Raw genomic sequence first — 25284 nt, forward strand, 5'->3', positions numbered from 1 at the left:
GGTACCCGAAACGTCCGTAATCCGGAGCAGGCACGCCGAACGGCGGGACAGCATTCGTCCGCGCGGTGTTGTTCCCACGTGAACTTGTTAGCACTCCCGCGCCTATTGGCGTAAACTCCGAACATCATCATATCTGAGCGGCGTCCGGGCGTCGGCGGACGGCGGCGGCCGAGAGGAATTCGACCTATGGCGGAACCGAATACGACGGGAGGACGGCGAGCGTGGTTTGGCGCGTCGTATCGCTCCATCGCCGCCATTCTGGTGTTCGGGTTCGTGATTCTGATGCTTGTTTGGTCAGGGGTGCTCTGGCGCCTAGAATCCGAACGCACCATCCGCATGCGCGACACGGCGGCGTCCGCCTCCACTGTCGCCGCGGCGCTCGAGCAGCAAACGCTGCGCGGCATCCGTCAGGTTGACCAGATTACCCGCTTCGTCAAATACGAGTTCGAGCGCGACCGCGACTCGTTCAATCTCGAGCGCGCCATGCGTGCCGGGATCGTCCCCGACCGTCACATGATCCTCGTCTCGATCGCGAACGAGCACGGGGACATCACTGCGGCGACCCTGCCGAGTGTCGGTCAACGTGTCAACATCAACGATCGTGAGCATTTTCGTGTGCATGTCGACGATCGGAGCGATGACCTTTTCATCAGTCATCCGGTGTTCGGCCGGCTTTCACGCAAATGGACGCTGCAGTTCACGCGCCGGCTCAATCATCCGGACGGAAGCTTCGCCGGCGTCGTCGTCGTTTCGCAGGAGCCCAGTTACTTCACCAGCGACTTCTACACGAATGCCATCCTCGGACGATTCGGCCAGATCGCCGTAATTGCGGACGACGGCATGCTGCTCGCGCGAAGCACGGGCTCCGATGTCGCAGCAACGGGCACCGGCGAATTGCCGCTGTTCCCCGCCGGCCAGCGAGCCTCCGGCATACAGCGCGATCCGGTCGACGGCGTGGAACGAGTGGTGGCGTACCGTCACCTGGACGATTACCCCCTCGCCGTACAGGTCGGCCTGTCCCTCGATGAAGAATTGGCCGAGTATCGTCACGTGCAGCGTGTCTACCTGACGATGGCGACGTTCATCTCCGTCGCGCTCGTCGTGTTCTTCGCCATGATCGCGTACCTGATGCAACGGTTGCTCGGACGCGATCAGCAATTGAGCCGCTTGATCGAATTCGACACGCTGACCGGGTTGCCCAACCGCTATTCACTGATGCAGGCCCTGCGCGGCGCGTTGTCCGCTCAGGAGAACGTCGGCCGCGTGGCACTGCTGCATATCGATCTCGATAACTTCAAAAGCGTCAATGACACGTTGGGCCATGGGCAGGGCGATGACATTATCCGGCAGATTGCGGAACGCTTCGGTGCGGTGCTCGGCGACCGGGGCGTGCTGGCGCGGTTCGCCGGCGACGAGTTTATTGTTCTGCTGCGGGGGGACGGCGTGGCGGCGCTGGCGCAGCCCCTGGCCGATGAGCTGCTTGCCGCGCTCAAGGCGCCGATGGTGGCGGGCGGCACGTCGTTTCTGCTGCATGCCAGCATCGGGGTGACTTTCTGGTCGGATGCCCAGGAAACCGAGACCGATCTCATCAAGAAGGCCGACCTGGCGATGTACAGCGCGAAGGAGGCGGGCAAGGGCTGCGTTCGGGTGTTCACCCAGCACATGTCCTTTCAGGCGCATCAACTGGTGGTCTGGGAGCGTCAGATCGAACAGGCGCTGGCCAATGGCGAATTCTTCCTCGCGTATCAGCCGATCATTTCGCTCGGTGCGGACTGCGTCAGCGGATTCGAAGCTTTGATTCGCTGGCGGCATCCCGAGCGAGGCATTGTCGCGGCAGGCGAATTCATCCCGATAGCGGAAACCACCGGGCAGATTGTGGCCATCGGCGAGTATGCGCTGCGCGCGGCATGCAGGCAACTGGCCGCCTGGCGCGACACACCGATGAGCGTAATGAGGTTGGCCGTCAATGTGTCCTCGGTGCAATTCTGGCGCGGCGACATCTGTGAACTGGTCGAGCGGTGTGTCCATGAATATGACATTACGCCGTCGAAGCTCGAGCTGGAAATCACCGAGTCCGTGATGGTCAAGAATCCGGCCCTCGTCGAAGGCAAGATCAATCTGCTTAAACAAGTCGGCGTGCGCATTGCGCTCGACGATTTCGGTACCGGGTATTCGTCATTGTCCTATTTGTCGCGATTTGCCGTCGATACCCTGAAAGTGGACCGTTCTTTCGTCGAGTCAATTCCCGATTCTTCCAAATCGTGCCTGATGATTTCGAATATCGTCAATATTGCAAGATCGCTTGGTATTGAATTGATTGTCGAGGGCGTGGAGAACGAAAGGCAATTGGATTGGCTTCGGCAATTCATGCCGCTGCGCGCGCAAGGATATTTGTTCGCAAGACCCGTCGAGGTCGGTCAGGTGCCGGCGTTGATCGAACGTTTCGGCATATGTGATTAATAAACTAAATATCGAGTGAAAACATTATCCGACCATGCTCTTTTTGCTCTGGCTGGACCGTCGGAGTGCTATAGAATTACCGGGTGAAAGCGCGCTAAAGGCGCGAAGACCAGAATTGGCAAGGCCTTCGAGCAGGGAAATCCTGGCCGCCGCGTACTGTCCGGGGAAGACAGTGCGGGGAATGGTCCCGAGTGCCGGCCCTGGCCTGCGGTATCAATATTAGAACGAGCGTTTGACTTCGGATGAGGATAAGGCTTTGGCTTTACACCGCATGCGCGGCGGCGGGTGTGTTGCTCATCTGCTGGGTGGCGGCTGACCGGACGGCGACCTCGCTCGTCGGGGACAAGCTGGCACAGACCCTGACGTCGGAGCAGACCGTGGCGGACCGGGTCGCCGACGGCATGATCCACGCCATCACGACGGATCTGGCGATGGTGCGCGCGATTCCGTCGACGTTGGCGGAGGTCGATCTGGTGCGCAATGCCTTACGGGGGCAGGACGGCGAGGCCGGCGCGATCACACGCACCAATGGATTTCTTCGAAGCGTGCAGGGGTATTTCGGCGTGGACATGCTGTGGGTGATCAATGCCCAGGGCATTTGCGTGGCGGCGAGCAATGACAACGATCGTCCGTCGCCCGTCGGGCAGTCGGTCGCTGACAAGCCATACTTCAAGAGCGCCATTCTCGGCGCGCGCTTCGAGCGTTATGCCGCAGGCTGGGGAAGTCAGACGCCGGGCTTGTATTTCAGCGCCCCGGTGTATCGCGAGGGCGTCCTGATTGGCGTCGTGATGACGAAAATCGGACTGTCGCGGTTGCGTCATTGGGTGGGTAGCGGTGAATCGTTCATTACCGACGGTAACGGTGTCGTCATTCTCGCCAACGATCCTGCTTATGAAAACCGTTTCATGCATGGCGGCACGATCGGCAGCATGGATCTCGCGCAGCGGGAGGCGCTCTATCACCAGTCCGAGTTTCAGCCCATGCCGATCGCGCCGTTCAGGCGTGCGCCCGGGCGTTCGAATGCGTGGGTGCCGCAGGATATTCTCGATCGCATGTCGGAATTCGGCACGCATGAGATACCGTTCGTCATCGCGTCGCGGGACAGCAGCAGCAACGACCTGACGATCTATGCCGTCGAGGACGTCGATACATGGGAAGGACTGACGCGTCAGCACGGCAAGGATGTTGCACTTTTCTTCCTGTTGTACCTTGGCGGCTTCGTGATCGCAGGATTGGCCGGCTTGACCTATCTGCGCGAGCGCTCGCTGCACAGGAAAACGCGCCAGTCGAACGCGGAGCTGCGTGCAGCGAACAACCAGCTCGCCTTCGAGGCCAGCTACGATGAGCTGACGGGAAGTCTCACGCGCCGGTATTTCTTTCATCGTTTCGATCAATTGCTCGCCGATGCCCACCGAAAGGATGAGCCCTTGAGCCTGATTCTGGCTGATCTCGATTACTTCAAGTCCATCAACGATACCTACGGGCATGCCATCGGCGACCAGGTGCTGTGCCGTTTCGTGCTGGTGTGTTCGTCCGTGCTGCGTGGCGACGACCTGATCGGCCGCATCGGCGGCGAGGAGTTTGCGATTCTGTTGCCGGGGGCAAGTGAGCGCGACGCGCTGCGCGTGGCTGACCGGATTCGCGAGCGCTGCAAGCGCGAGTCGCTGGAAGGCAGTGAGCCGCCCCTGCGGTTCTCCGCAAGTTTCGGCATTACCGAATGGCAGGACGAGGATTCGCCAATGAACATGGTCGAACGCGCAGACATGGCGTTGTATCGCGCCAAACGCGCGGGACGCGACCGGTGCTGGGTGTTCTGATGCCGCCATGAAGCGTGTTGCGCCGTATTACAACTGACACATCTCGTAACCAATTACGCCGGCACTTCCGGCGTAATTTTCATTGCGGCGATGTCGAAGCAGGTAATGGCAACCGGATTGCCGACCTGCATGAGGCGACATCGTGAAACGCATTCTCTTGGTGACTGCCGGCGCCACATTGCTGACCGCCCTGGGCGGCTGCGTGGCCGTGCCTTATGGCCCGCCGGCCTACGGCTACAGTGACTACGACTATTACGGCTACGCGCCGGGCTACTACGGTTATGCCCCGGGCTACTACGTCGGTCCGTCCATCACGTTCGACTACCGCAGCGGTTTCGGCCGCCGGGGCCGAGGCTGGGGCCGCGGCGACGGCAGCTGGCACCACTGATACCGGGCCGGAACCGGGTTGTCAGAATTCGTTCATTGCGAATTCGACTTTCGTGACGTGGCATTCCGGGCACAGCCAGTCGTCGGGCACATCTGCCCAGCGGGTGCCGGGGGCGAGTCCGTCATTCGGTGCGCCTTCGGCTTCGTTGTAGATCCAGCCGCAAATCAGGCAGATGTAGCTTTTGAAATCGGCGGACGCGTCGAGCATGGTGGTCATATTGCGGGGCGGCCCACATCCGGGCCGGAAATCGGGGAAAGTGTAAGCGGCAAAATGTATGTGGCAAAACGGCGGCAGCCGCCGTCGATTCGCCGATGCCGCCCGCATTGTAAGCGACTTGGCCGGCATGCTTCCAGCCACGGGCGCGAAAATTCGCGCCCGTCTTGATCTGGATCACTCCCTGCGCGCCCCGGGAGCGAGCTTACCAGTGAATCTGATTGAGCAGGATCGGCGCCATCTGGGCGAGCGAATTGAGCAGCGACATGGCGGTGTCGACGCCGGAGACTTCGCGCCACAGCCGGCTCTTCTCCACCACGCGCTTGCGATCGTCGTCCGTTTGGACCTCCGGCGCGCGTAATTGCTTGATCAGGTCGATCACAGCCGTGCGGTCGACGGTTGCCGACACGTTATGGCGGGCGAGAAATTCGTCGAGGTGGATGCGTCCGCGGGTTTTCGACGGCGTGTCGTCGTGCTTTTCAGGTTGTGTCATACAGCGGCATCTCCCAAAAATTGCGTGGGACCGCAAGGCGGCCTGACTCCATCATAGGCCGATTCCCGGGCGCTGCGAACCTGCCCGGCAAGACCCAGAGAGTCGGCACATCGTCAAGCTCAATAAATTCGCAGGATGCTGACGCCGAAATGGGCAACCCTCTTGACAGCCCCGCCGGGCGGTAACTTTGCTGAGGGTGGCTCAGGTTATCCAGCGGGTTATCCACAGAAGTTGTGGGTAACTCCGTGTGGGTTGCGCTGCCGGAAGTCCGCGGTACAACCGCGTGGCGTCCGGGCTATCGGAACAACGGACGCAACATCAACAGGGCGAAAAATAGCGCGACGCCAACGGGCAGCAGTCCGGTGAAGAAGGCGGGCCAGGCCGGCTTGCCGCGGCGGCGGGCGCCGAACGCGGCGATCAGGCCGGCGCACAGGCACAGGATGCCGACCGCAAGCGTCGGATGGGCGCCCTTGAGAACGTATGCGATGGATGCCAGCAGACCGAGCCAGGCGCCGGGTAACGCGCCCGGGGGCGGCGGATTCGCTGGCGGCACGCTTGTCGACGGCCGGGGCGTTGCAACAGCCGGTGTGGCGGGTTGGGCGGCGACAGGCTTACCGCAATGGGGGCAGGGCGTGTCGACGGTGATTTCGGCCGGCAGCGAGCCGCCACAGTGTGTACAAAGCATCAATTCTCCATGAGCGGCCGATCATGCAAGCCGCGGCAAAACCGCAGCATAGCGTGTCATGCCGTCACGTGGCTAGCCACGGCCGAACGCGGTCGGGCGCGTACACGGCCATGGGGTCGCGAACATACCAGACGTCGACCGGATCCACATCGACTGTCGTCGGCGACAGATGCCGGGCGCATCGATCGACCAGTTCGACAGGCACCATGTGCCAACGGCCCGCCGCCTTGCGTGCGGCACTGTCGGCGACGGCAATGCATGGCTGGTAGTAGGGATCCGTGCTTGTCTCTTGTCCGTGCGAGTGCATCGCGTGGGTGGCCAGCACCAGATAGATGAGGGCGATTCGCCACGGCCTGGCGCGCGCGTCGAAATCGGGGAACGGACGGCTCGGCATAGCGGACTCCGGCGGTTTCGGTTGGCGGACGGACTCGCGGGCGTTGCCCGGGCGATTGTGTTTCGATTGTGTTACGAGCGAGAGCCAGAATCGTGCCTGATGCATCAATGCATTGAATTCATTGATATTTGCGCCGGGCCATCGCGTGGGCGTGCTTGCCGATCAGGCATTCCTGTTGCAGTTCCGAAACACTGCCGCCAGAATCGGAAGAACACGGTAACAGGCATTGGATTGACGAAGGCCCCGCGAAGGCTTGGCAAAGCGCTGGCAAGCGGGCGGCGAGTGCGCTACACTACTGTATATCCATACAGTAAATTCACCCGAACGGCGAACCGACACCGATGAAAGCCAACTACTCCATCGCCGAAATCGAACAGGCGATCAATTATTGGACCCGCCGGCAGGCGGCCGACAGCCATTGGGCGCTGTGCCCGGCGGCGCGGGCGCTGGCCAATGTCTACGGCGAAATGATTTTCCGGCACGACACGAGCGTCGCGGCCGAGACGCTCGACGCCGAGCAAAGCCGCGCCATCGAAACCGCGCTGCAGCAAATGGATCTCGGTCTTACGCCTTGATTGTGTGATCGGGGCGCCCGCCACCGCCCGCGGCGATCCGAAATCCTTGCCGCCGCGCGCGGGAGTGCATTGCTTGTTGCGGTGCACACGCGATTCGGACTACGCCGATTTTGTTCTTGTTCCGGTTACCTCACCATTGAGTGCATGTGCCTCATGTTGTGGGCACGCACTTGGAAGAGGAGCAATTATGGAACGCAGGGCGAAGGCTTCGGGGATATCGTGCTGGTTTGCGGGGGCGGTCGAACGCTGCCGCCGTTTTCATCGTGGCGACGTGGCGGGCGCGACGTTGAACATTCGTCCGCCGGAGATTGCAACGTTCGACGGTTTCGTGGTGTGGTGCGCGAGAACGGGGAAGTATCTGGCAGCGCCGGAGCGGAAAAACACCCGCAATTCCCGGTTCGTTGAAAGCGGCTCGGAGGCGTGGCGCTTCGAGACATTCGAAGCGGCGCAGGCACAAGCGGTGCGCGCCGGATCGTCAGCCATTACGATCTACGCGTTCGAATGCGCCGGGCCGGTGTTTGTGTCCGGGTGCGCGAGGGCACCAAATGACAAGTTGAAGTCGCTGTCCAAATCGGATTGGAAGCCAAGCCCATTACAGACGGCCGCGGTCGAAAAGTTGCTATCGACATCGGGGGTGGTTGTCGCTGCGGGCGGCGTTCGGGTTGACTGACGACTGACGGGTGAATGTGCGAAGTGTGAGACCGTGTGTGGTGGTGCGCGGGCACGTCGATCCCATCGGCAGGCCTTTCACTACCGCACTCAGGAGCGTTCCCGATTGAGCGCCGACGGTGATAGCGGCGCTTAACGAGTATGGCGCGGATTCTGGCAAGCAATTAGCGTCCTCATCTACGAATGGGGCCTACAAAATTAGTCAGTCTGCTTCGCGAACCGATTCTGGTCCCACAGATCGGTCGTTTGCGTTGTCAAGGCCAATACCACCGTCCTATCGCAGATTCTCTGCCCCGCAGCCTCACATGAACCCGTACACCTCCGCTGAGGGAGACTACTTGCGCGACACGGTTGTTAGTGCGACACGCGGGCGTCCCAATGAAAAACCAGAACTTTCCTCATTGCCTCCGGTTAAGCCTGATTTCATACTGTTGGTCATGGGACATTGCTGCAACCAGACGGACGTCGGTCATTGACACGTCCTCAGTGGGTGCTGTGGAGTACACAAGTCAGGCAAGGATTGCGGACGAACGGCATCGCCCGTGAGGTTTGAAAAAAACGCGCATTTATGAGCACATTCTGCGTCGGTTTGAAAAGAAAATTGGCGGATCTTGCCGAATCCTTGGTCTTGCGCCATCGCCAGGGTTTGTTGTTTCATCGCGAGTCACCGCGTTCGTTGTCGATTCCGTCCATTACGCTCGGCAACCAATCTCGGTTACTTATTTGGCGTTGCCTTAAATGAGCGTTGACCTGTACATGAAATCTGGGCAGGATCAATACCGCAATATCATGTAATCCTATCTTTATCTTTTGTCAGGTCGGGGCTGTAGCTCAGTTGGGAGAGCGCGTTGCCACCAGCAACGAGGTCAAGGGTTCGAGTCCCTCTCAGCTCCTCCAGTCGGCACAGGCGCTCTCAATAGGAAGTTTATGCATCAGATCCGAGCGAGTGAAAAAATCGTCTTTTCCGAAGAGGAGCTCTTGGACGAGCTTCGTGGATCTATGCACGACGACAACTTCAATGAGGTCGTCATCATGGCTGGGCACTTCATGCTGTTCTTTGACGCTGCTACAAAGCGACTCGTGCCTGGGATCTTCGAGGACATCGAGAACGAGGTTCTCAAAGAACAGGTCAGGGAGCGCGTTGGCATTTTCCCGACCTACACGTGGGACCTCGGCGTGTTGCTCGGCGATCACTACCGCCTTCAGCACAACAAGTCGGCAAAACTGCTTCTATTGGTGAATGACTGGCAATATGTGCCGGACAGCGGCAGCGCCGGTGATTACCGAAGCGCATTCTACGAGACATTCAACGCGCTTCCTCCGAACTATTTGTCGCGCCTCAGTGTATCCAATCAGCTTTCCGAGAAAGACATTCTTCCGAGCCGCCGGCACACGCTGACGTTTCCCGAAACCTGGCTTAGATACCGTTTTCAGAACGCTGCCACCCGGTTGGTCAAAGCGGGCAAGCTGCAAAAGCGCTTTCTCGCGGACAAGCCCGGAAAGTCTGAAATATCATTCACCGACGAATCCGGCAGTTCCCTTCCACTTATCAGTTGCGGTATCACAGGTTGTGCAGGGGAAATCACCGAGATGATCTCGGAGGTACACAGGGCGGCCGGTCGCTATCTTGTGATTCTGGCCCCTGCCGAATGTCAAACACCGATTCGCACCGGCATAGAAATCGCTTTATCAGTTTATGATCTGCGCGGCATGAAAGTCCTGGTCACCGACCCGGGCGGAAGCGGCGAAATGAGCCGCGAAGAGATATACGGCAGGGGTGTCAGTCTGGCCTCGTATCAAGTTTGAGGAACGACCATGTCAGCCGTAAGCAACCAATCTATCATCTACTTCGACGCCGCCGCGACGACTCGATGCACGGATGCAGTGACAGCCGCAATGGTTGAGTTCAGCGAAGATAATTTTGCTAATCCGTCTTCGCCACATAGCATGGGCCGCTCTGCCAAGCTGGCTGTTGACCAAGCGACCGCCAGCATTGCACGACTACTAGGGTGCTCCTATGACGAGTTGACCCTGACCTCGGGGGCAACGGAAAGTAACAACATCGTCGTGTTAGGTAGCGCTCGTCCGGAAAGCAGCGACAACATTGTCATTTGTCCAATCGATCACAAATCCACGCTTTCGGCAGCAAGCGAGATGGAGAGACGCGGCGTAGAGGTTCGCCGCATGACGGTAGATGCGAACGGTCGCATTGATCTTGATCATTTGGCCCGCATTGTGGATGCAGACACTGCACTCGTCACCCTCGCCTATGTGAATTCTGAGATTGGCACGCTTCAAGATGTCCCCGCAATTAGTGCCTTGCTGGAGGGCAAGGAGACGCTGTTCCACATCGATGCGAGTCAGGCCGCCGGCAAAGTTGATATCAATGTTCAACACACGCGCGTCGACTGCGTCTCAATCTCGGCACACAAGATCTGCGGCCCAAAGGGGATAGGCGCACTTTACGTCTCATCGGATGCAACTTTTCGGCTACGTCCCCTGACCTTTGGAGGTGGGCAGTACCGGTTGCGAAGCGGCACGCTCCCCGTCCCGCTCATCGTTGGCTTCGGGATCGCAGCGGAGCGAATCAGCAAGGCTGATCTTGCGAGCTGGTGGGAAGCGGCAAACTACCGACGGCAGGTGATCCTCGAAACCCTGCACGGGCACGATGTCAGATACCAACTGAACTCCCCAACGGAGAACGCCGTGCCACACATCCTGAACCTATCATTTCCAGGGGTGCGCTCAGAAACGATCATAAAGGGCCTGCCCACCGTATGCATCGCATCTGGTTCAGCCTGCAATTCTAAGAGCATTGCGCCCTCCTATGTCCTCACTGAGGTCGGGCACGAGGATGCTCGCGCAAACAGCGCCATCCGGCTCTCATTCACTGCGGACGTGGAAATTGAGAAGGTTGGCCTTGGCGCCGAGCTGCTTGCGAGAAAAGTGTGCAGCCTGCAAAAGCTCATAACCAGGGAGGAAATCGGTGCCTAAAGAACGAATCGCCATCATCACCGGCGGGGACTCGTCGGAACGGGAAGTCGCCCTGCAAACCGCCGAGTCCGTTGCGCAATCCTTCGAACGGGGGGATATCAATTATGAGGTTTTGGATGTCCCCAGCTACCGTCATTTCATCGACCTGCCACTCGGTGGCTTTACGCGGGTGTTTCTCGCGCTGCATGGTGGTTTCGGTGAGAACGGCATGGCGCAAGCCTATCTCAAGGGGCTCGGCATTCCGCATAACGGCCCTTCGCCGCAGTCCAGTGCCATCTGCATGGACAAACTGCTTACCAAGCATGTCGCCAGGGGGTTGGGGATACGGGTGCCGGATTATCTTTTCTTCCCGGATGAGAAGACCGTCTCCTTCGAGGCTGCCAAGGAGCGTTTCGGAAGTCACTTTATCGTCAAGCCGAACGGAGAGGGTTGCAGCATCGGCGTCTCACTGGTTCAAGGCGAGTTCGATGAGTTCGAGCAAGCAGTGAAGGCAGCATCGTCCTTCGGCCATGGCCTACTGATTGAGGAATTCATCGCCGGACAGGAATTGTCGGCCTGCTATTTTTACGATGGCATGCTGCCAACGCTCGCCGTCGGCTACACGACGGGCTTTTTCTCCTTCGAGGCGAAATTCGAATCCGACGAGACGCAATCCTGGTTCATCGATCTAGGTGAGGACATACGACAGGAAATAGAAAGAGACGGTTCGGCTTTCGCCAAGTCGCTCGGGCTGGATTATTATCGGGCAGATGTAATTATCAGCAACGGGCACCCCTATCTTATCGAAGTCAATACGCTACCAGGTCTGACCTCGCACAGTCTTTTCCCGAAAGCATGCCGCAAAAAGGGTATCGGGTTTGATGAAATGGTTTTGATGTTGAATGGTATTGAGCCTGTTTGCACTGCATTGGATATTGAAATCCCGGATGATTTTGCGGCCACTCGGGATAATTATCCGCATTCTTAACAATCTCCCGTCTAACTATCGATGCACACGAATTGAAATGCAGCCGTGTTTTAAAACACCTTATGTTGCATAAATCAAATTTTTTTATCCATCCGGGATTTTTTTAGAGAAGTTGCTCACAGGTGTGGCGACTTTTAGCTAATTCGCCCGTAGCGTTGGTATGATTTTTTTATACAACAGGGCCTTCCCCTTCGTCAGGGAACATCCTGGCAGTCGAGTGCGGCAGAGTTGGGGGGTGGGAAACTGCAGCTTGGTAGAAACAAATATTATTGAATCGAGATAGTAGTGAATTTCGTCACGGCCAAGCGGCCTGAATCCACGACAGTAAGGCATGGCGTAGCATTGATGACCGCCGCGGCGTTGTTGACACCGATACCCGATGCCTTAGCAAAGATTCTGGGAGAGAACTACGGTGTGCCGGTGGCTGTTATTGCGCTAGCGCGATTCATCTTTCAGATGTTCTCTGTGCTCCCGCTCCTTCTGGCCTTTGGAGGCTGGACTGTTCTCCGTGTGCAAAATCTTGGGCTACATCTGTTGCGGGGTGTGCTGTTAGCAGCTGCAAGTATTTTTTTTTTCGCGGCACTGAAAGCTATGCCGCTCGCAGATGCGATCGCTATATTTTTCATCCAACCGATGACAGTAACTATTCTCGCCGTCGTATTTCTCCAAGAAGCGCCTGATCTGCGACGCATCGCAGCGGTTTTAGCCGGATTCGGTGGTGCGCTCATGGTGATCCGACCGAATTTCGTCATGCTCGGACCTGTGGCAACACTTCCGCTCATTTGCGCAATCCTGTTCGCGATCTATCTCGTGCTCGGTCGCCATCTCTCAAAAGTAGACTCCACCCTCGCCATGCATTTCTATACCGGCCTCGGTGGTACCGTTTCCCTTGGGGCAATTCTCGCCATCGGCTCCCTGGCGAACATCATGGATTTTCATTTGATCAAGCCAGTTGACTCTTCCGTCTGGACGCTTCTCGTGGTGATGAGTCTCTTCGCAAGCCTAATCCATCTCATGTACATCCAAGCCTATCGTTTGGCACCAGCGGGACTACTGGCACCCTTCAGCTATATAGAGATTGTATCGGCGATTGGGCTCGGTCTTCTGTTGTTCGCAGAATTTCCGGATCCATTGAAAGGGCTGGGAATGGCAATCATTATCGGATCGGGTCTCAGTCTTAGATGGACGGATCGGTCGATCACACAACAAAACTCGGCACCAATAGCATGACATGCTACCGCAAGGAATAGTCGTTTGTTAATCACCAAAATAGGTGAGACTTATCTCGACTCTGGTGTACGGGCGCGTCCGGCGGGGATGAGGAAGGCTGACTGAGAATGCTGCTTCCTCTGGGTAACAAACCAGCAACCGAGCTCTACCGCTATGGCGCGAAACCTACGCAGGAAGCGAACAACAGTCAAGCTCAGCAGCCGTTTGCCTCCTGATCATACTTGTGCTCGCGCATACACCACTCTCGACATTAACTTGGAAAGAAGAGATGAGCCTCATTTTTTCCTTTTCTTGGGGCCAGTGCATACACGGCCTGCTGGAAGGCGAAATTTCAAGGGGAGCTCAGTAGGGTTGTTGTCTGCGGAAGGAAAACAATGGATCTGATAGCCAGCCATGCACAAGCAGCATCGGGAATTGCGCCAGAAGCAGTGCCGGCACGGCCCCTCCCGTTGCACAAAATTAGGGCAATCGCAGTTTCCGCTCCCGATTGGATCAGTGGTGTCAAATCTGAGAACGCACTCAACAGCACTGACCCGGCTAGCCTCTTCAATGCATGCCGATACGCCGCCGATCTCGCGCGGAGAAAAGTCGGAGCATGGGGCCACAGCAATTGGGCCACCCCTAATTCGGCAGTGAGAGAACATTTCCTCCTGATGTATTCCCTTGAGGATATGGACAGGTTCAAGTCGCTCATCACGTCGCAACGGCCGAATCTCTTGCTACTCGGAGCTATGACGCTTTGCATGCCTGGTGCGGTGGAATGCGCCAAACTTGCAAAGGACTTGCTAGGAGATGAAATACTGATCGTGTTCGGAGGACGACATGTCACCGAAACGATCTACCTCCAGAACGAACGCGTTCGGCTACCGTCCACTGTTTGTCATCACTACGGGTCTCCAAGCCGACTGATGAGAACTTGCGAGATACCGCCCATCTTTGACATTGTGATATCGGGCGAGGCAGAGCATATCGTCGCCGAAATCGGCTCTGCCTTGAGCAGTTTGCCGCCCGGGGAACTAACCTCCATCGCCAACCGTTTGCAGCCGAACATTCCGGGGTACTGGATAGCAGATTTCCCCAGTATCAACCGGACGATCGTGAGCAAAGGCATCCCTATCTGCTATGACGACATACCTTCAAGTGCAAGCATTTTCGGCGTCTCCGCATCCTTTAGCGTCTTCGACGGGAGGATGACAGCCCATGTGTTCAGCGATACCGGACGCGGCTGCGTTTACGATTGCACCTTTTGCAGCGAGCGGCGAACCGTCACCGGCGGCATACAGAACATTAAGGGTGCTCCGCGTAGGCTGTACCGCCAGTTGAAGGAGGCTGCGTTCGTCATGGCCAGGGATTATCCCGGCCGGGGAGCGAGCGCCTTTGTCGAGGACTCAATTTTTCTCAGCGGTAGCCCGGCGGCGATCAGTCAGTTCTGTGAGCTGGTTGAGCATGAGCCGATCGATATCATTTTCGGTGGCCAGTTCACTATCGATCAGATTCTACGTCGGAAGAAATTGATTGAGCGACTTGGCCGAAATGGCTTGCGCTACGTGTTCGTTGGACTGGAAACCTTCGAGCCAGAAGAGATCGGTGGCATGAGCAAGGATCTCGACAACAAAACGTGCTCCTGGCAAGACCGGTTCGCGGAAGTGCTCAGGACCTTGGGCGAAGCCGGCATTTCCTGCGGATGCGCGCTTCTGTTCGGCTTGGGCGAGCGGCATGCCAGTCGAGTTGCCTTACTTAATGTACTAATCGACTATCTTGGAAGAACCGGGCAGCCAGTGGTCTTGAGCGCGAACTGGGCTGTGCAACATCCCCTAAGGAACACTCCTGAAAGCGCCGACGAAGACTATTTGCGATGGGGCACGCCGAAGGGGCCGCTGCTGGACGCTTTTCACCGATTCGGCGAGGCTTCTCTAGAGTATCCGCTTGCAGGAGTTGCCCCACCTGTTTTGTCCGAGGTAAAGGACATCGTCGCCTTGCTTGATAAATTCGAAGCGATCAATGCAAAAATCAAATTCAACCGACCTCGCTCAGATCGGTCTTTTCCCCTTGGGAAACGTTCATTCACCGTTAACACCTGCCATCAACGCCACGACATTCGTCGTGAACAACTTTGAGGAGTTGTCCCCGATCGCCAATGCCAGCTTGACTGAGGGAAGCGATGAGACGTTCACCGGTCTCTACTATGGCGGCATCGATACTCCGACCACCCGTCATCTGGCTAATCGGATTGCCAGGATAGAGAAGGGTAGGTTCACGGTGCTGGCTCCGTCCGGCCAGAGCGCAATTCACTTGCTTCTTACAACTACCACGAAACCGGGCGATCACCTCCTCGTTTGCGATACGATAACCTACACAACTCGATGGTTGTTGGATCAGCATTTTCAGGCGTTAGGTGTCGATGTTGAATATTTTGAGCCGCAAGATGCCCCCGTGCTTTCCAGTCGTCTCCGGCCCAATACCAAGGTGGTTTTTTGGGAATCACCCGGCGCATTTACCTTCGAACTGGTGGACGGGAAGGCGGTGGTCAGAGCATGCGAGGATCACCCTGCGATCACCGTGATGGATAATACCTGGGCTGCGTCGACCTTCCATCACCCCCTGGAAGTGGGTGTCGACGTCGCCTTGATTTCGATAACCAAGACCCATGCGGCTACGGGGGGCGTATCACTCGGCGCCATCGTCACTAATGATCGGGACCTATTCGAAAGGACCAAATCGATCGCGGCGCTTCTCGGCAGTCATGTTGGGGCGGATGCATGCGCAAGTGCGCTTCAGTCAATGAGCACACTGGCCGCGCGGCTCTCATGCCAGATGGCCACAACGAGCTTGGCAATAGGTGTCTTCATCGGAATGACGGGAGTTAAACGGGTGTTCCATCCCACCCTGCCGAACGGGAACAGCGATCTGTTTGTCCGGGACTATGTCGGTTTCAATAGCCTTGTGTCTGTGGAGTTTGCATGGCCATTGGACGAGACCATCCAGCTCCTCGACCGCCTCAAGGTGATCAAAATAGGCTATGGTTGGGGCGGCACTATCAGCCTTGTGAATCACTTCGATCCGTGCGGCTGGCCCTCAGCGAAACGGGTCGGCCTCAGCGGAAGTTGCGCCCGTTTTTACTTCGGACTGGAAGACGTTCACGACATCGAGCGGGATCTTCGAGGTGCTTTTGGATCCTAAATCTATCTGCCGCCATGGGCCTTGTGTATTACTGGACGCCCCTATGCCTATTGAATTGCCGTGTGCCATCGCCAGTTGTCCGGCGGGCGGCCTGAGCAGCCCCCGGGAGAGCGGGGCTGCCGACTTTTGCTGAAGCGGATGCCGGGCTGAGTACAATAACGCCTTTGTCTCCCCGATTTCAAATCGTCCCATGACCACACTCGGAACCCCGTTGTCGCCGTCCGCGACGAAAGTCATGCTGCTCGGCGCCGGCGAGCTCGGCAAGGAAGTGCTCATCGCGCTGCAGCGCCTCGGTGTCGAGACGATCGCCGTCGACCGTTACGAGAACGCGCCCGGCCAGCAAGTTGCTCACCACGCGCGGACCATCGCCATGAGCGATCCGGCGCAGTTGAAGGCGCTCATTGAAGCCGAGAAGCCCGACCTCGTCGTGCCGGAAATCGAAGCCATCGCCACGCCGATGCTCGAAGCGCTCGAAGCCGCCGGCGTCGTGCGCGTCATTCCGACCGCCCGCGCCGCGCGTCTTACCATGGACCGCGAAGGCATCCGCTTGCTCGCCGCCGAAACGCTCGGTCTGCCGACGAGCCCGTACAAGTTCTGCGACACGCTCGAGGACCTGCAAGCGGCCATCGACGGCGGCATCGGCTACCCGTGTGTCGTCAAGCCCGTCATGAGCAGCTCCGGCAAGGGCCAGAGCAAGATCGACCGCCCCGAAGGCATCAAGGCCGCCTGGGAATACGCCATGGCCGGCGGTCGTGTCAGCCACGGCCGCATCATCGTCGAAGGATTCATCGATTTCGACTACGAAATCACGTTGCTGACCGTGCGCGCGCGCGGTGCCGGTGGCGAGGTCGAGACGCAGTTCTGCGCTCCCATCGGCCACGTGCAGGTCAGCGGCGATTACGTCGAAAGCTGGCAGCCGCATCCCATGCATCCCGCGGCACTCGAGAAGGCCCAGCATATCGCGCGGGCGGTCACCGGCAATCTGGGCGGCCAAGGCATCTTCGGCGTTGAATTGTTCGTGAAGGGCGAGCAAGTGTGGTTCAGCGAGGTCAGCCCGCGCCCGCACGACACCGGCATGGTTACCATGATCACGCAATGGCAGAACGAGTTCGAACTGCACGCGCGGGCCATTCTCGGCCTGCCGGTCAGCACGGCGCTCAAGAGCCCCGGCGCATCGGCCGTCATCTACGGCGGCGTGGATGCGCAAGGCATTGTGTTCGATGGCGTCGACAAGGCGTTGAGCGTGCCGCAAACCGACGTTCGCCTGTTCGGCAAGCCCGAGAGTTTCACGAAGCGCCGCATGGGCGTCGCACTCGCGTTCGACGAGGACGTGGAGGTTGCCCGCAAGCGGGCCAAGGAAGCCGCAAACTACGTGAAGCCGCGTACGGCATGACGCGCTTCACGCCCCGCGCCGGAGGATCATGCCGGCGCGGGCGTCCAGCGCGCCCTTGCCTGCGGCATATATCGGCGACCAGGAAGGGCGGGCGCTGAACTGGTGGCTCGAACAGCTTCGCCAGCCGAGGCTTGCGCAACGGCTGGTCGACGGGTTGGACGAATTCACACGATAGCGAAGCGGCGTTCGGCTACACCGTCCGTCCAATGCGATTGCCGCTGTGCATCGCACCTTCGATATACCCCAACACGGCGCCATCCCCGATGGCGTGCACCGGCACGCCGCATTGGGCCAGTTGCCGGGCGACGCTATCATCGGGTTGGGCGCCGACGGCGAGCACCACGGAATCGGCCGGCGAACGCTGCGTTACGCCGTCGGCATCGACCCAGACGACGTCGCGGCCCGTAATTTCGCGCACGTCCGCCTGGCGATGCAGCGTGCCGTGATCTTCAACGGCTTCGAGCACCCGCCAGCGCCGCACGATCGACAGTTCGCGCCCGGGTTTGTCGGACGCTTCGAGGACCGTCACCGCGCGCCCGCGGGCGAGCAGGAACTCCGCCAACTCCAACCCGACAAGTCCGCCGCCGATGATCACCACACGCTTGCCCAGCGGCATCCACAGCTTCGACAGCCCTTGAATCGCCTCCTTGCTGTTCGTTACCCGCAGCATGCCGCCGGCCTTGAATAGCGCGCGCTCCGCCAGGCTCAGCTTCTCTCGCACGATCGGCTCGGCGTTGTCGTTCGTCATCAGGCGGCGCAGTTCGTCGCCGCTCCACACGTGCGCTTGCGTGGCCCCCGGGATGTTCGGCGCGGCGCGGCGCGCGCCCGTCGCCACGACGATCGCGGTCGGCTGCAACGACGTCACCAGCGCTGGCGTTGCGGCGGTATTCAGGCGCACGTCCACCTTCGACGTTTTCATCTGTTCGACGAGATAGTCGAGCAGGCGGCCGTTTTCCGGATAGGCGAGGGCGGCGAAGAACAACGTGCCGCCGAGCCGTTCGCTGCGCTCGAGCAGCGTCACGCGATGGCCGCGCAAGGTTGCCACGCGCGCGGCTTCCATGCCGGCGGGGCCGCCGCCGACCACGACAACGTGACCGGGTGTCTGCGCGGGCACGATCGGCTGCTCGAACTCATGCCCGGTCGCCGCGTTGACGGCGCATTTGACCCGTTCGTTGATGAAAATCTCGCTCACGCATGCGTAGCAGTAGATGCACGGACGCACATCCTGCGGACGATTCTGTTCCAGCTTGATTGCGATGTCGGGATCGGCCAGCATCTTGCGCGCCATGGCGACGAAATCGTAGTCGCCGCGCGCGATGCCTTGCGCCGCCAACTCCGGCTCGATGCGGCCGACGGCCATCACCGGCACGCCGACGGCGCGTCTGACCGCCGTCGCGTAATCGATGAACGCGCCCGGTTGCTGCACCAGCGGCGCTTCGGTGAAGTCGCTGCCGCGCTTGATCGTTGCGTAGGCCGACATGCTGATTGCATCGACGCCGGCGGCCTCGACCAGCTTCGCCGTCTCGACGGCGTCTTCGAGCGTGATGCCGCCGGGCGTATGCAATTCAGCGCCGTCCAGGCGCACCCAGACCGGGAAGTCCCCGCCGGTGCGTTCGCGTACTGCGCGGATCGTCTCGATGAGTATCCGCGCGCGGTTTTCCAGCGGGCCGCCGTATTCGTCGTCGCGGCGGTTGTAATACGGGGACAGGAAACCGGCGAGGACGTATGAGTGTGCGCCGTGGATTTCCACGCCGTCGAAACCGGCCGCCTTGGCACGCGCGGCGGCCGAGGCGAACCATTCGATCATCTGCGCGATATCGGCACGGTCCATCACGCGAATGCGCGGCTTGCCGCCCACGCTGCTGACGAAGCGCGCCATTTCCTCATGTGTCAGCGCCCCGAAAATGTCGCGCGCGGCAGCGGGCGGCATTGATGGCACCCACAGCTCACGCCCGTCGGCGATATCGCGTACGGCGGTCTTGCCCGCGTGTTGCAGCTGCGCCGCGATCTTGCCCCCGTGGCGATGCACACGTCGCGTCAACTCGGCCAATCCCGGGATGAAGTCGTCGCGCGAAATGCCAACCTGAAACGGTTCCGCGGTACCGCTTGGATACGCGACGGAACACACGCCCATGATCAGCAGGCCCGCACCACCCTTGGCGCGCGCCTCGTAGTAGGCTTGGATACGTTCGGTGCAGAACCCGTCGGCTTCGGCGAAATTGTCGCCCATAGGCGCCATTACGAGGCGGTTCTTGAGTGCGAGCGGGCCGATGCGCGCTGGCGTGAAAAGCACGCTGTAGGGGTTCGTGGCGGTCACGATGTCTCCGTGTTGTACTATTGCGGTCCCTGATTGTTGAGCGGGGCCGCGCAATCACAATCGTCCGTTTGGACGTTTCGCGCGCATTGCCGAAAGCCCGATGCTCCGTGCTGCGGATCGACGTTTCGTCCGCGCTGGACATCGGCAGTGCCGGCCAGCGGCATTTTGGGAGTCAGCGATGGGTATTGTGGCAGTTTCAGGCGCCGCCGGGGGCATGGGCCGCGCATTGCGCGCCGTGCTCGAAGCGTCGGGCGAGCGGGTCGTCGGCATCGATCTCCATGGCGCCGAGATCATCGCCGATCTTGCTACCCCGGCCGGGCGCGCCACCGCCATCGCTGAAGTCGGGCGGCATTGCGGCGGGCGTCTCGATGGACTCGTCTGTGCCGCCGGACTGGGCGGGACTGTCCGGCCGGCCTCGCGCACGGTCGCTGTCAATTACTTTGGCGCCGTCGCGCTGCTCGACGGCCTGTTCCCGTTGCTGAAGGCCGCGCCCCATCCGGCGGCGCTGGCGATTTCCTCCGTTGCCGCGACAAGCGGTCCGTGGCAAGACCATCCGCTCGAACAGACATGCCTGTCCGGCGATGAAGACGCTGCCCAGGCCATGGCGGAAGCCAGCCGGACACCCAACGCGGCATATGGATGCAGCAAGCGGGCGCTCGCCGTGTATGTGCGGCGCCTCGCGAAAGCATGGGGGCAGGCGGGCGTGCGCCTGAACGCCATCGCCCCCGGGCCGACCGATACGGCACTGCACCCGGCAGCCGTCGACGATGAAGTGCCCGGCCCTGCCGCGCACACGTTCGTCCCGCCGCTCGGCTACACCGCCGCCGCAGAGGAGATTGCGCAGACGATTGCGTTCCTGCTCTCGACACGCTCCAGCTTCATTCACGGCAGCGTATTGTTCGTTGACGGCGGCTGCGATGCCGCGTTGCGTCCGGACCGGTTCTGACCGAAGGCCGCGCCAGGCGTCGGTGCGAGACACGGCTGGAACGGGCACAGGTGAGCGGCATCGTCCGTTTGTGGGTCGCTTGTCTGGCGAGACTGCGCCACAGTCAGAGGCGGACTGGGGGGATTGTCCGACGCTTGCCCGCAGGCCCGGTCCGAAATGACGGCGCGAAGCTGTCGTGGACCTTCGCCCCCGTTCCCGACCCGGTTATGCTTACCGGTAACGACATGGTGGCGCCCACTGCCACCCCCGAACACCACAGGAGACATACATGCCCATTACCGCCATTTCAGGCGCCGCGTCCGGTATCGGCGCGGCCACTCGCGCTGCTCTCGAAGCGGCGGGTCATCGCGTCATTGGCATCGACTTGCGCGGCAGCGATATCGCCGCCGACTTGTCGACGCCGGAGGGCCGTGCTGCGGCCATAGCGGCGGTGATCGACGCCTGCGGCGGCACGCTCGATCATCTCGTGCTCTGTGCCGGCGTCGGGCCGCAGGTCGAACCGGCGTCGACCATCGTCGGCGTGAACTACTTCGGCGCGGTGGCATTGCTCGACGGCTTGCTGCCTGCATTGCAGAAGGGCAACACACCGTCCGCCGTGGTGGTGTCGTCGGTGGCGTCGGTGCATTTGCCGTGGGATCAAAACCCGTTGGCGGGGCCGATCACGGCCGGCGATGAAGGCGCAATTAAGCAAATCCTGGAGGCGGCGGGCGAGCGCAGCGGTCAATTGGCGTACGCAGGGTCGAAAAATGCCGTGACCGTGGCGGTCCGACAGCGCGTGAAGATCTGGGGCGATGCCGGCGTGCGCCTGAACACTGTCGCGCCGGGCGCAGTTGCCACGCCTTTGCTTCAGAAGGGGCTGGACGACCCCCGTTATGGCCAACAGATCCGCGATTTCGTTGCACCGATTCCGCGCCATGCCCAGCCGGCGGAGATCGCTTCGCTCATCGCCTATCTGCTTGGCCCGCAAGCGGGCTTCATTCACGGCACCCAAATGTTCATCGATGGCGGCATCGATGCCGCGATGCGTCCGACACAGTTCTGAGCCTGGGAGGTGGCGCGCGGCATTGCCGATCAACGCAGCGCGTAGCCTCCGTATGCCCCCGGGGGCATGACGCCGGTGATACGGGTGATTTTCCGATGAGGAAAATTATCCGTGTCGACGGCCTCCCGAGGCTGGAGAGCGCGCGACCCTTCCCCAACCCACGGCGTACCTACCGCCCCTCGAACGAAGGCTTCCGTTTCTCGATAAACGCCTGCATCCCTTCCTTCTGATCGCGTGTCGCGAACAGCAACTGGTTCGCCTTTCGCTCCAGCATCAATGCTGCTTCGAGCGACGCATCGACACCGGCGAGCACGACTTCCTTGATCTGCATGGCGGCCAGCGGCGGCATTGCCGCAATCCACTTCGCCATGGCGATCGCCTCGGGGATCACCTGATCGTCCGCGACCACCTGACTGACCAGCCCCATCGCCTGTGCCTCTTCGGCGCGAACGGGCTTGCCCGTGAGCAAGATCCGCATCGCGTTGAACTTGCCGACCGCACGCACCAACCGCTGCGTGCCGCCGATGCCCGGCATGATGCCGATGCGGATTTCCGGCTGCGCGAAGCTCGCGTTCGTCCCTGCAATGATGATGTCGCAATGCATCGCCAACTCCGCGCCACCGCCGAACGCGTAACCGCACACGGCCGCCACGATCGGCTTCGGACAGCGTTCGATCGGCGCCCAGACGCGTTCCGTATGACGCCGCATGATGTCGATCGGACCCACGTCCGACATGCTCTTGATGTCGCCGCCGGCCGCGAACACCTGCTCGCCGCCCGTCAGGACGATCGCCCGGATGTCCGGATCGTCCGACAGCGCCGTAAACACCTCCGACAGCCGCGCCTGCAACGATAGCGACAGCGCATTGGTCGCTTCCGGACGATTCAGGCGCACCAGCGCCACCCCGGGCTCCGGCGTCTCCACCCGCACTTCATCGTGCGCACCGCCGTATTCGTTCGTGCTCATCGTCCCACCTCGCAGACCATTATCGTGGGCATGGTGTCGCCGTTGACCGATTCACGCATCGTCCCTTTGGACGTAGGGCAGCGCCGATGCCTTTCCTATAGTGGACCGACGCCGCCGCCAGCGCGGTGCATCAAGACATCCACAGGAGGCGACATGCAGTATTGGGAGGACGTAACCCTCGGCAAGACCGAGGAATCCGCCGAGCGCTATACCTTGACCGCCGACGCGATCAAATCCTTTGCCCACGAATGGGACCCGTTTCCGCCCCATATCGACGAAACCGCTGCCGCCACGTCCGCCGTCGGCCAACTGTTCGCCGCCGGCGTCCATCTGCTGTCCATCACCATTCGCCTGTCGCACACCGTGCCGCACGAGGACACCTCCGCCATCGCCGGGCGCGGCTGGGACAGCGTGCGATTCCATCGTCCCGGACTGGCCGGCATGGTGCTGCGCGCCCGCGTGACACATCTCGAACGCAAGCCTGGCAGCCGGCCCGAGCGCGGCGTGCTCGTGTCGCGCTTCGAGCTCGTCGACCAGGACGGACAGGTCGTCGCCAGCTTCCTCAATAACGTCGTCATGCTGCGCCGCACGCCAGCCGATGCGTAGGCCTCGTTTACCCGGTATGCACGCATATCGTCCTTTTGGACGTATTTGCCCCCTGTCTTATCCCATAAATTGAATTTAGCACCACCACAAAAACCACAGAGACAAGCAGGACGATATGCCGCAGGACTCCGAATTCAACGACCGCGTCGTGCTCGTCACGGGCGGCACCAAGGGCATCGGGCGGGGCATTGCCGAAGCGTTTCTCGCTGCCGGCGCTCGCGTCATCGTATGCGCCCGCAGTGTTCCCGACACCTTGCCGCGTCACGGTGAGGCCCAGGCGCAGTTCATTGCGTGCGACGTGCGCGAAGCCGACGCCCTGCGCGCCCTCGTCGCCGACATCGTCACCCGCCATGGCCGGCTCGACGTGCTCATCAATAACGCCGGGGGCAGTCCGCCCGTCGATGCCGCGACGGTGTCGCCGCGCTTTCATGAAGGCGTGATGCGCCTGAATCTTCTCGCGCCGCTGCACGCCGCGCAGGCGGCCAATGCCGTGATGCAGACACAGGACACCGGCGGCGTGATCGTATTCATCGGCAGCATCAGCGCGCTGCGCCCGTCGCCCGGCACTGCCGCGTATGGCGCGGCAAAGGCCGCGGTGCTGAGTCTTGCGTCGTCGCTGGCCGTCGAATGGGCCCCAAAGGTCCGCGTCGTCGCGGTCAGCCCCGGGCTTGTGCGCACGGAACAGTCGAACGCGCATTACGGCGACGAAGCCGGCATCGCGGCGGTCGCGGCGACGATCCCCGCGGGCCGCATGGCCGATCCGGCCGATGTGGCGAATGCCTGCCTGTTCGTTGCGTCGTCCAAAGCCGCTTATGTCAGCGGCACCAATTTGTTGTTGCATGGCGGCGGCGAAACGCCGGCCTTCCTCGGCGCGGCCAAGACGGGCCGCTGAGCCCGTCGCGCGTGCGCCTTCCATGACGAGACCGTAGCAAGGAACAAGGAGCAAGACTTTGGCTGAACATGAATGGATGACCCCCATCCGCGCGTTGGTGGGCAAGGAGTATGGCCGCGTCTACGCCTGGGACAAGGTCAATGCGCCGATGATCCGGCATTGGTGCGAGCAGATGGGCGTCTCGCTGCCCGTGTACACCGACCCGGCCGTTGCCGCCGAGTCGGTGCACGGCGAGCTTGTCGCGCCGCCCACGATGCTTCAGGTGTGGTGCCTGGAAGGCTTGCACATGAACAACTATCCGCCCGGCTCCACCAAGGAGAACCCTTATGAGGCGCTGGTGCTGCTCGAAGCGCAAGGGTTTCCGGCCGTCGTGGCCGTAAACTCCGAACTCGAATTTGATCGCTATCTGAAAGTCGGAGACGATCTCTACTACAGCACGCGCCTCGATTCGATCAGCGAGGAGAAGACCACCGCGCTTGGCACCGGCTACTTCGTGACGTTGAAGATGACGTATTTCGCGAAGGGCCAGCAGGGCGTGCAGGACGAGGAAGTCGGCCGCTTGCTGTTCCGTGTCTTCAAGTTCCGTCCCGCGAATCCGCAACCGGCCTCCAAGCCGGATGCTGCCAGTGCGGACGCTGCCGCCGGCCTGCCGAAAATCCAGCGCCCCGCACCGGGCATCAGCGATGACACACGCTTCTTCTGGGAAGGTGCGCGCGCCGGCAAGCTGCTGATCCAGCGCTGCAAAGCCTGCGAAACGTTGCGCCATCCGCCGGGGCCCAGCTGTCCGTCGTGCCATTCGTTCGAGTGGGATACGAAGACCTCGACGGGACGCGGCACGGTGTACTCGTTCGTCGTCATGCACTACCCGGAAGTGCCGCCGTTCGATCATCCGAACCCGATCGCCCTCATCGAACTGGAAGAGGGCACGCGCCTGATCGCGCAACTGGTTGGCGTGGCGCCGGGCGAAGTGACCATCGGCGAGAAGGTGCAGGTCGAGTTCAACACATTCGACGGCGATCTCGTATTGCCGCAGTTCCGCCCGGTGGCGGCCTGAGG

The 25284-nt window shown here is 60.6% G+C and carries 23 protein-coding genes, 1 tRNA gene and 1 pseudogene; 19 read left to right on the plus strand and 6 right to left on the minus strand.

The window, feature by feature from the left end:
* Nucleotides 1-186: 186 nt before the first annotated feature.
* The 3 genes from PTE30175_RS23145 to PTE30175_RS23155 all read left to right on the plus strand — a co-directional run bounded on the left by PTE30175_RS23145 (nt 187) and on the right by PTE30175_RS23155 (nt 4665).
* Nucleotides 187-2460 carry a putative bifunctional diguanylate cyclase/phosphodiesterase gene (locus PTE30175_RS23145; protein WP_150699430.1) on the plus strand — a complete coding sequence of 758 codons (2274 nt, stop codon included), beginning with the start codon at nt 187-189 and terminating at the stop codon, nt 2458-2460.
* Nucleotides 2461-2702: 242 nt separating this feature from the next.
* On the plus strand, nt 2703-4277 hold the full coding sequence (locus tag PTE30175_RS23150) for a sensor domain-containing diguanylate cyclase (RefSeq protein ID WP_150699431.1): 1575 nt from the start codon (nt 2703-2705) through the stop codon (nt 4275-4277).
* A 142-nt stretch (nt 4278-4419) separates the two neighbouring features.
* On the plus strand, nt 4420-4665 hold the full coding sequence (locus PTE30175_RS23155) for a hypothetical protein (RefSeq protein WP_224788936.1): 246 nt from the start codon (nt 4420-4422) through the stop codon (nt 4663-4665).
* Between the two features lie 21 nt (nt 4666-4686).
* Here the strand turns inward: PTE30175_RS23155 and PTE30175_RS23160 are convergent, their stop codons facing one another.
* The 4 genes from PTE30175_RS23160 to PTE30175_RS23175 all read right to left on the minus strand — a co-directional run bounded on the left by PTE30175_RS23160 (nt 4687) and on the right by PTE30175_RS23175 (nt 6450).
* Nucleotides 4687-4872, minus strand: a complete 186-nt coding sequence (locus PTE30175_RS23160) for a rubredoxin (RefSeq protein ID WP_263596296.1) — start codon at nt 4870-4872, stop codon at nt 4687-4689.
* Between the two features lie 211 nt (nt 4873-5083).
* The gene (locus tag PTE30175_RS23165; protein WP_150699433.1) at nt 5084-5371 is read right to left on the minus strand and encodes a hypothetical protein; all 288 of its coding nucleotides are present in this window, start codon (nt 5369-5371) and stop codon (nt 5084-5086) included.
* A 295-nt stretch (nt 5372-5666) separates the two neighbouring features.
* Nucleotides 5667-6056 carry a hypothetical protein gene (locus PTE30175_RS23170; protein WP_150699434.1) on the minus strand — a complete coding sequence of 130 codons (390 nt, stop codon included), beginning with the start codon at nt 6054-6056 and terminating at the stop codon, nt 5667-5669.
* Between the two features lie 64 nt (nt 6057-6120).
* Nucleotides 6121-6450, minus strand: coding sequence for a hypothetical protein (locus PTE30175_RS23175; RefSeq protein ID WP_150699435.1), 330 nt, complete (start codon nt 6448-6450; stop codon nt 6121-6123).
* Between the two features lie 341 nt (nt 6451-6791).
* Between PTE30175_RS23175 and PTE30175_RS23180 the strand changes: the two genes are divergently transcribed.
* The 11 genes and pseudogenes from PTE30175_RS23180 to PTE30175_RS28855 form a co-directional block, all read left to right on the plus strand.
* Nucleotides 6792-7025 carry a DUF3717 domain-containing protein gene (locus tag PTE30175_RS23180; protein WP_150699436.1) on the plus strand — a complete coding sequence of 78 codons (234 nt, stop codon included), beginning with the start codon at nt 6792-6794 and terminating at the stop codon, nt 7023-7025.
* 187 nt (nt 7026-7212) lie between these two features.
* Nucleotides 7213-7695, plus strand: coding sequence for a hypothetical protein (locus tag PTE30175_RS23185; protein ID WP_150699437.1), 483 nt, complete (start codon nt 7213-7215; stop codon nt 7693-7695).
* A gap of 819 nt (nt 7696-8514) precedes the next feature.
* Nucleotides 8515-8591 (plus strand) — tRNA-Gly (locus tag PTE30175_RS23190).
* Nucleotides 8592-8621: 30 nt separating this feature from the next.
* Nucleotides 8622-9500, plus strand: a complete 879-nt coding sequence (locus tag PTE30175_RS23195; protein ID WP_150699438.1) for an LPD16 domain-containing protein — start codon at nt 8622-8624, stop codon at nt 9498-9500.
* A 9-nt stretch (nt 9501-9509) separates the two neighbouring features.
* Nucleotides 9510-10688, plus strand: coding sequence for a cysteine desulfurase family protein (locus tag PTE30175_RS23200; protein WP_150699439.1), 1179 nt, complete (start codon nt 9510-9512; stop codon nt 10686-10688).
* Nucleotides 10681-11655 (plus strand): D-alanine--D-alanine ligase family protein, encoded by a 975-nt coding sequence (locus tag PTE30175_RS23205; protein WP_150699440.1) that lies wholly within the window; start codon nt 10681-10683, stop codon nt 11653-11655. Before PTE30175_RS23200 ends, PTE30175_RS23205 begins: the two co-directional genes overlap by 8 nt.
* A 285-nt stretch (nt 11656-11940) precedes the next feature.
* Nucleotides 11941-12885: a DMT family transporter gene (locus tag PTE30175_RS23210; protein ID WP_150699441.1), complete on the plus strand. Its 945-nt coding sequence runs from the start codon at nt 11941-11943 to the stop codon at nt 12883-12885.
* A 374-nt stretch (nt 12886-13259) separates the two neighbouring features.
* A complete protein-coding gene (locus PTE30175_RS23215; protein WP_150699442.1) occupies nt 13260-15002 on the plus strand; it encodes a B12-binding domain/radical SAM domain-containing protein in 1743 nt (580 codons plus the stop codon).
* The gene (locus PTE30175_RS23220; RefSeq protein WP_263596297.1) at nt 14989-16065 is read left to right on the plus strand and encodes a PLP-dependent transferase; all 1077 of its coding nucleotides are present in this window, start codon (nt 14989-14991) and stop codon (nt 16063-16065) included. Before PTE30175_RS23215 ends, PTE30175_RS23220 begins: the two co-directional genes overlap by 14 nt.
* Before the next feature lie 190 nt (nt 16066-16255).
* Nucleotides 16256-17458 (plus strand): formate-dependent phosphoribosylglycinamide formyltransferase, encoded by a 1203-nt coding sequence (purT, locus tag PTE30175_RS23225; protein ID WP_150699444.1) that lies wholly within the window; start codon nt 16256-16258, stop codon nt 17456-17458.
* A gap of 55 nt (nt 17459-17513) precedes the next feature.
* Nucleotides 17514-17633 (plus strand): annotated as a pseudogene (locus tag PTE30175_RS28855) (LysR family transcriptional regulator); the annotation flags it as partial.
* Between the two features lie 15 nt (nt 17634-17648).
* On the opposite strand, the gene PTE30175_RS23235 reads toward PTE30175_RS28855, so the two are convergent.
* Nucleotides 17649-19775 (minus strand): oxidoreductase, encoded by a 2127-nt coding sequence (locus tag PTE30175_RS23235; protein WP_224788937.1) that lies wholly within the window; start codon nt 19773-19775, stop codon nt 17649-17651.
* 178 nt (nt 19776-19953) lie between these two features.
* On the opposite strand from PTE30175_RS23235, the gene PTE30175_RS23240 reads away from it, so the two are divergent.
* Both PTE30175_RS23240 and PTE30175_RS23245 read left to right on the plus strand, forming a co-directional pair.
* On the plus strand, nt 19954-20721 hold the full coding sequence (locus PTE30175_RS23240) for an SDR family oxidoreductase (RefSeq protein WP_150699445.1): 768 nt from the start codon (nt 19954-19956) through the stop codon (nt 20719-20721).
* A 268-nt stretch (nt 20722-20989) separates the two neighbouring features.
* Nucleotides 20990-21763 carry an SDR family oxidoreductase gene (locus PTE30175_RS23245; protein WP_150699446.1) on the plus strand — a complete coding sequence of 258 codons (774 nt, stop codon included), beginning with the start codon at nt 20990-20992 and terminating at the stop codon, nt 21761-21763.
* Between the two features lie 169 nt (nt 21764-21932).
* Here PTE30175_RS23245 and PTE30175_RS23250 read toward each other — a convergent pair whose 3' ends face one another.
* Nucleotides 21933-22730 (minus strand): enoyl-CoA hydratase, encoded by a 798-nt coding sequence (locus PTE30175_RS23250; RefSeq protein ID WP_150699447.1) that lies wholly within the window; start codon nt 22728-22730, stop codon nt 21933-21935.
* 153 nt (nt 22731-22883) lie between these two features.
* Here PTE30175_RS23250 and PTE30175_RS23255 point away from each other — a divergent pair, with 153 nt between their 5' ends.
* From PTE30175_RS23255 to PTE30175_RS23265, 3 genes are all read left to right on the plus strand, one after another.
* A complete protein-coding gene (locus PTE30175_RS23255; RefSeq protein ID WP_150699448.1) occupies nt 22884-23336 on the plus strand; it encodes a MaoC/PaaZ C-terminal domain-containing protein in 453 nt (150 codons plus the stop codon).
* A 115-nt stretch (nt 23337-23451) separates the two neighbouring features.
* On the plus strand, nt 23452-24228 hold the full coding sequence (locus tag PTE30175_RS23260; RefSeq protein WP_150699449.1) for an SDR family oxidoreductase: 777 nt from the start codon (nt 23452-23454) through the stop codon (nt 24226-24228).
* Nucleotides 24229-24286: 58 nt separating this feature from the next.
* Complete coding sequence (locus tag PTE30175_RS23265; protein WP_150699450.1) at nt 24287-25282, plus strand: bifunctional MaoC family dehydratase N-terminal/OB-fold nucleic acid binding domain-containing protein; 996 nt, start codon at nt 24287-24289, stop codon at nt 25280-25282.
* The last annotated feature ends 2 nt before the right edge of the window (nt 25283-25284 follow it).

It is taken from the genome of Pandoraea terrae (genome assembly GCF_902459695.1).
Lineage (GTDB): Bacteria > Pseudomonadota > Gammaproteobacteria > Burkholderiales > Burkholderiaceae > Pandoraea > Pandoraea terrae.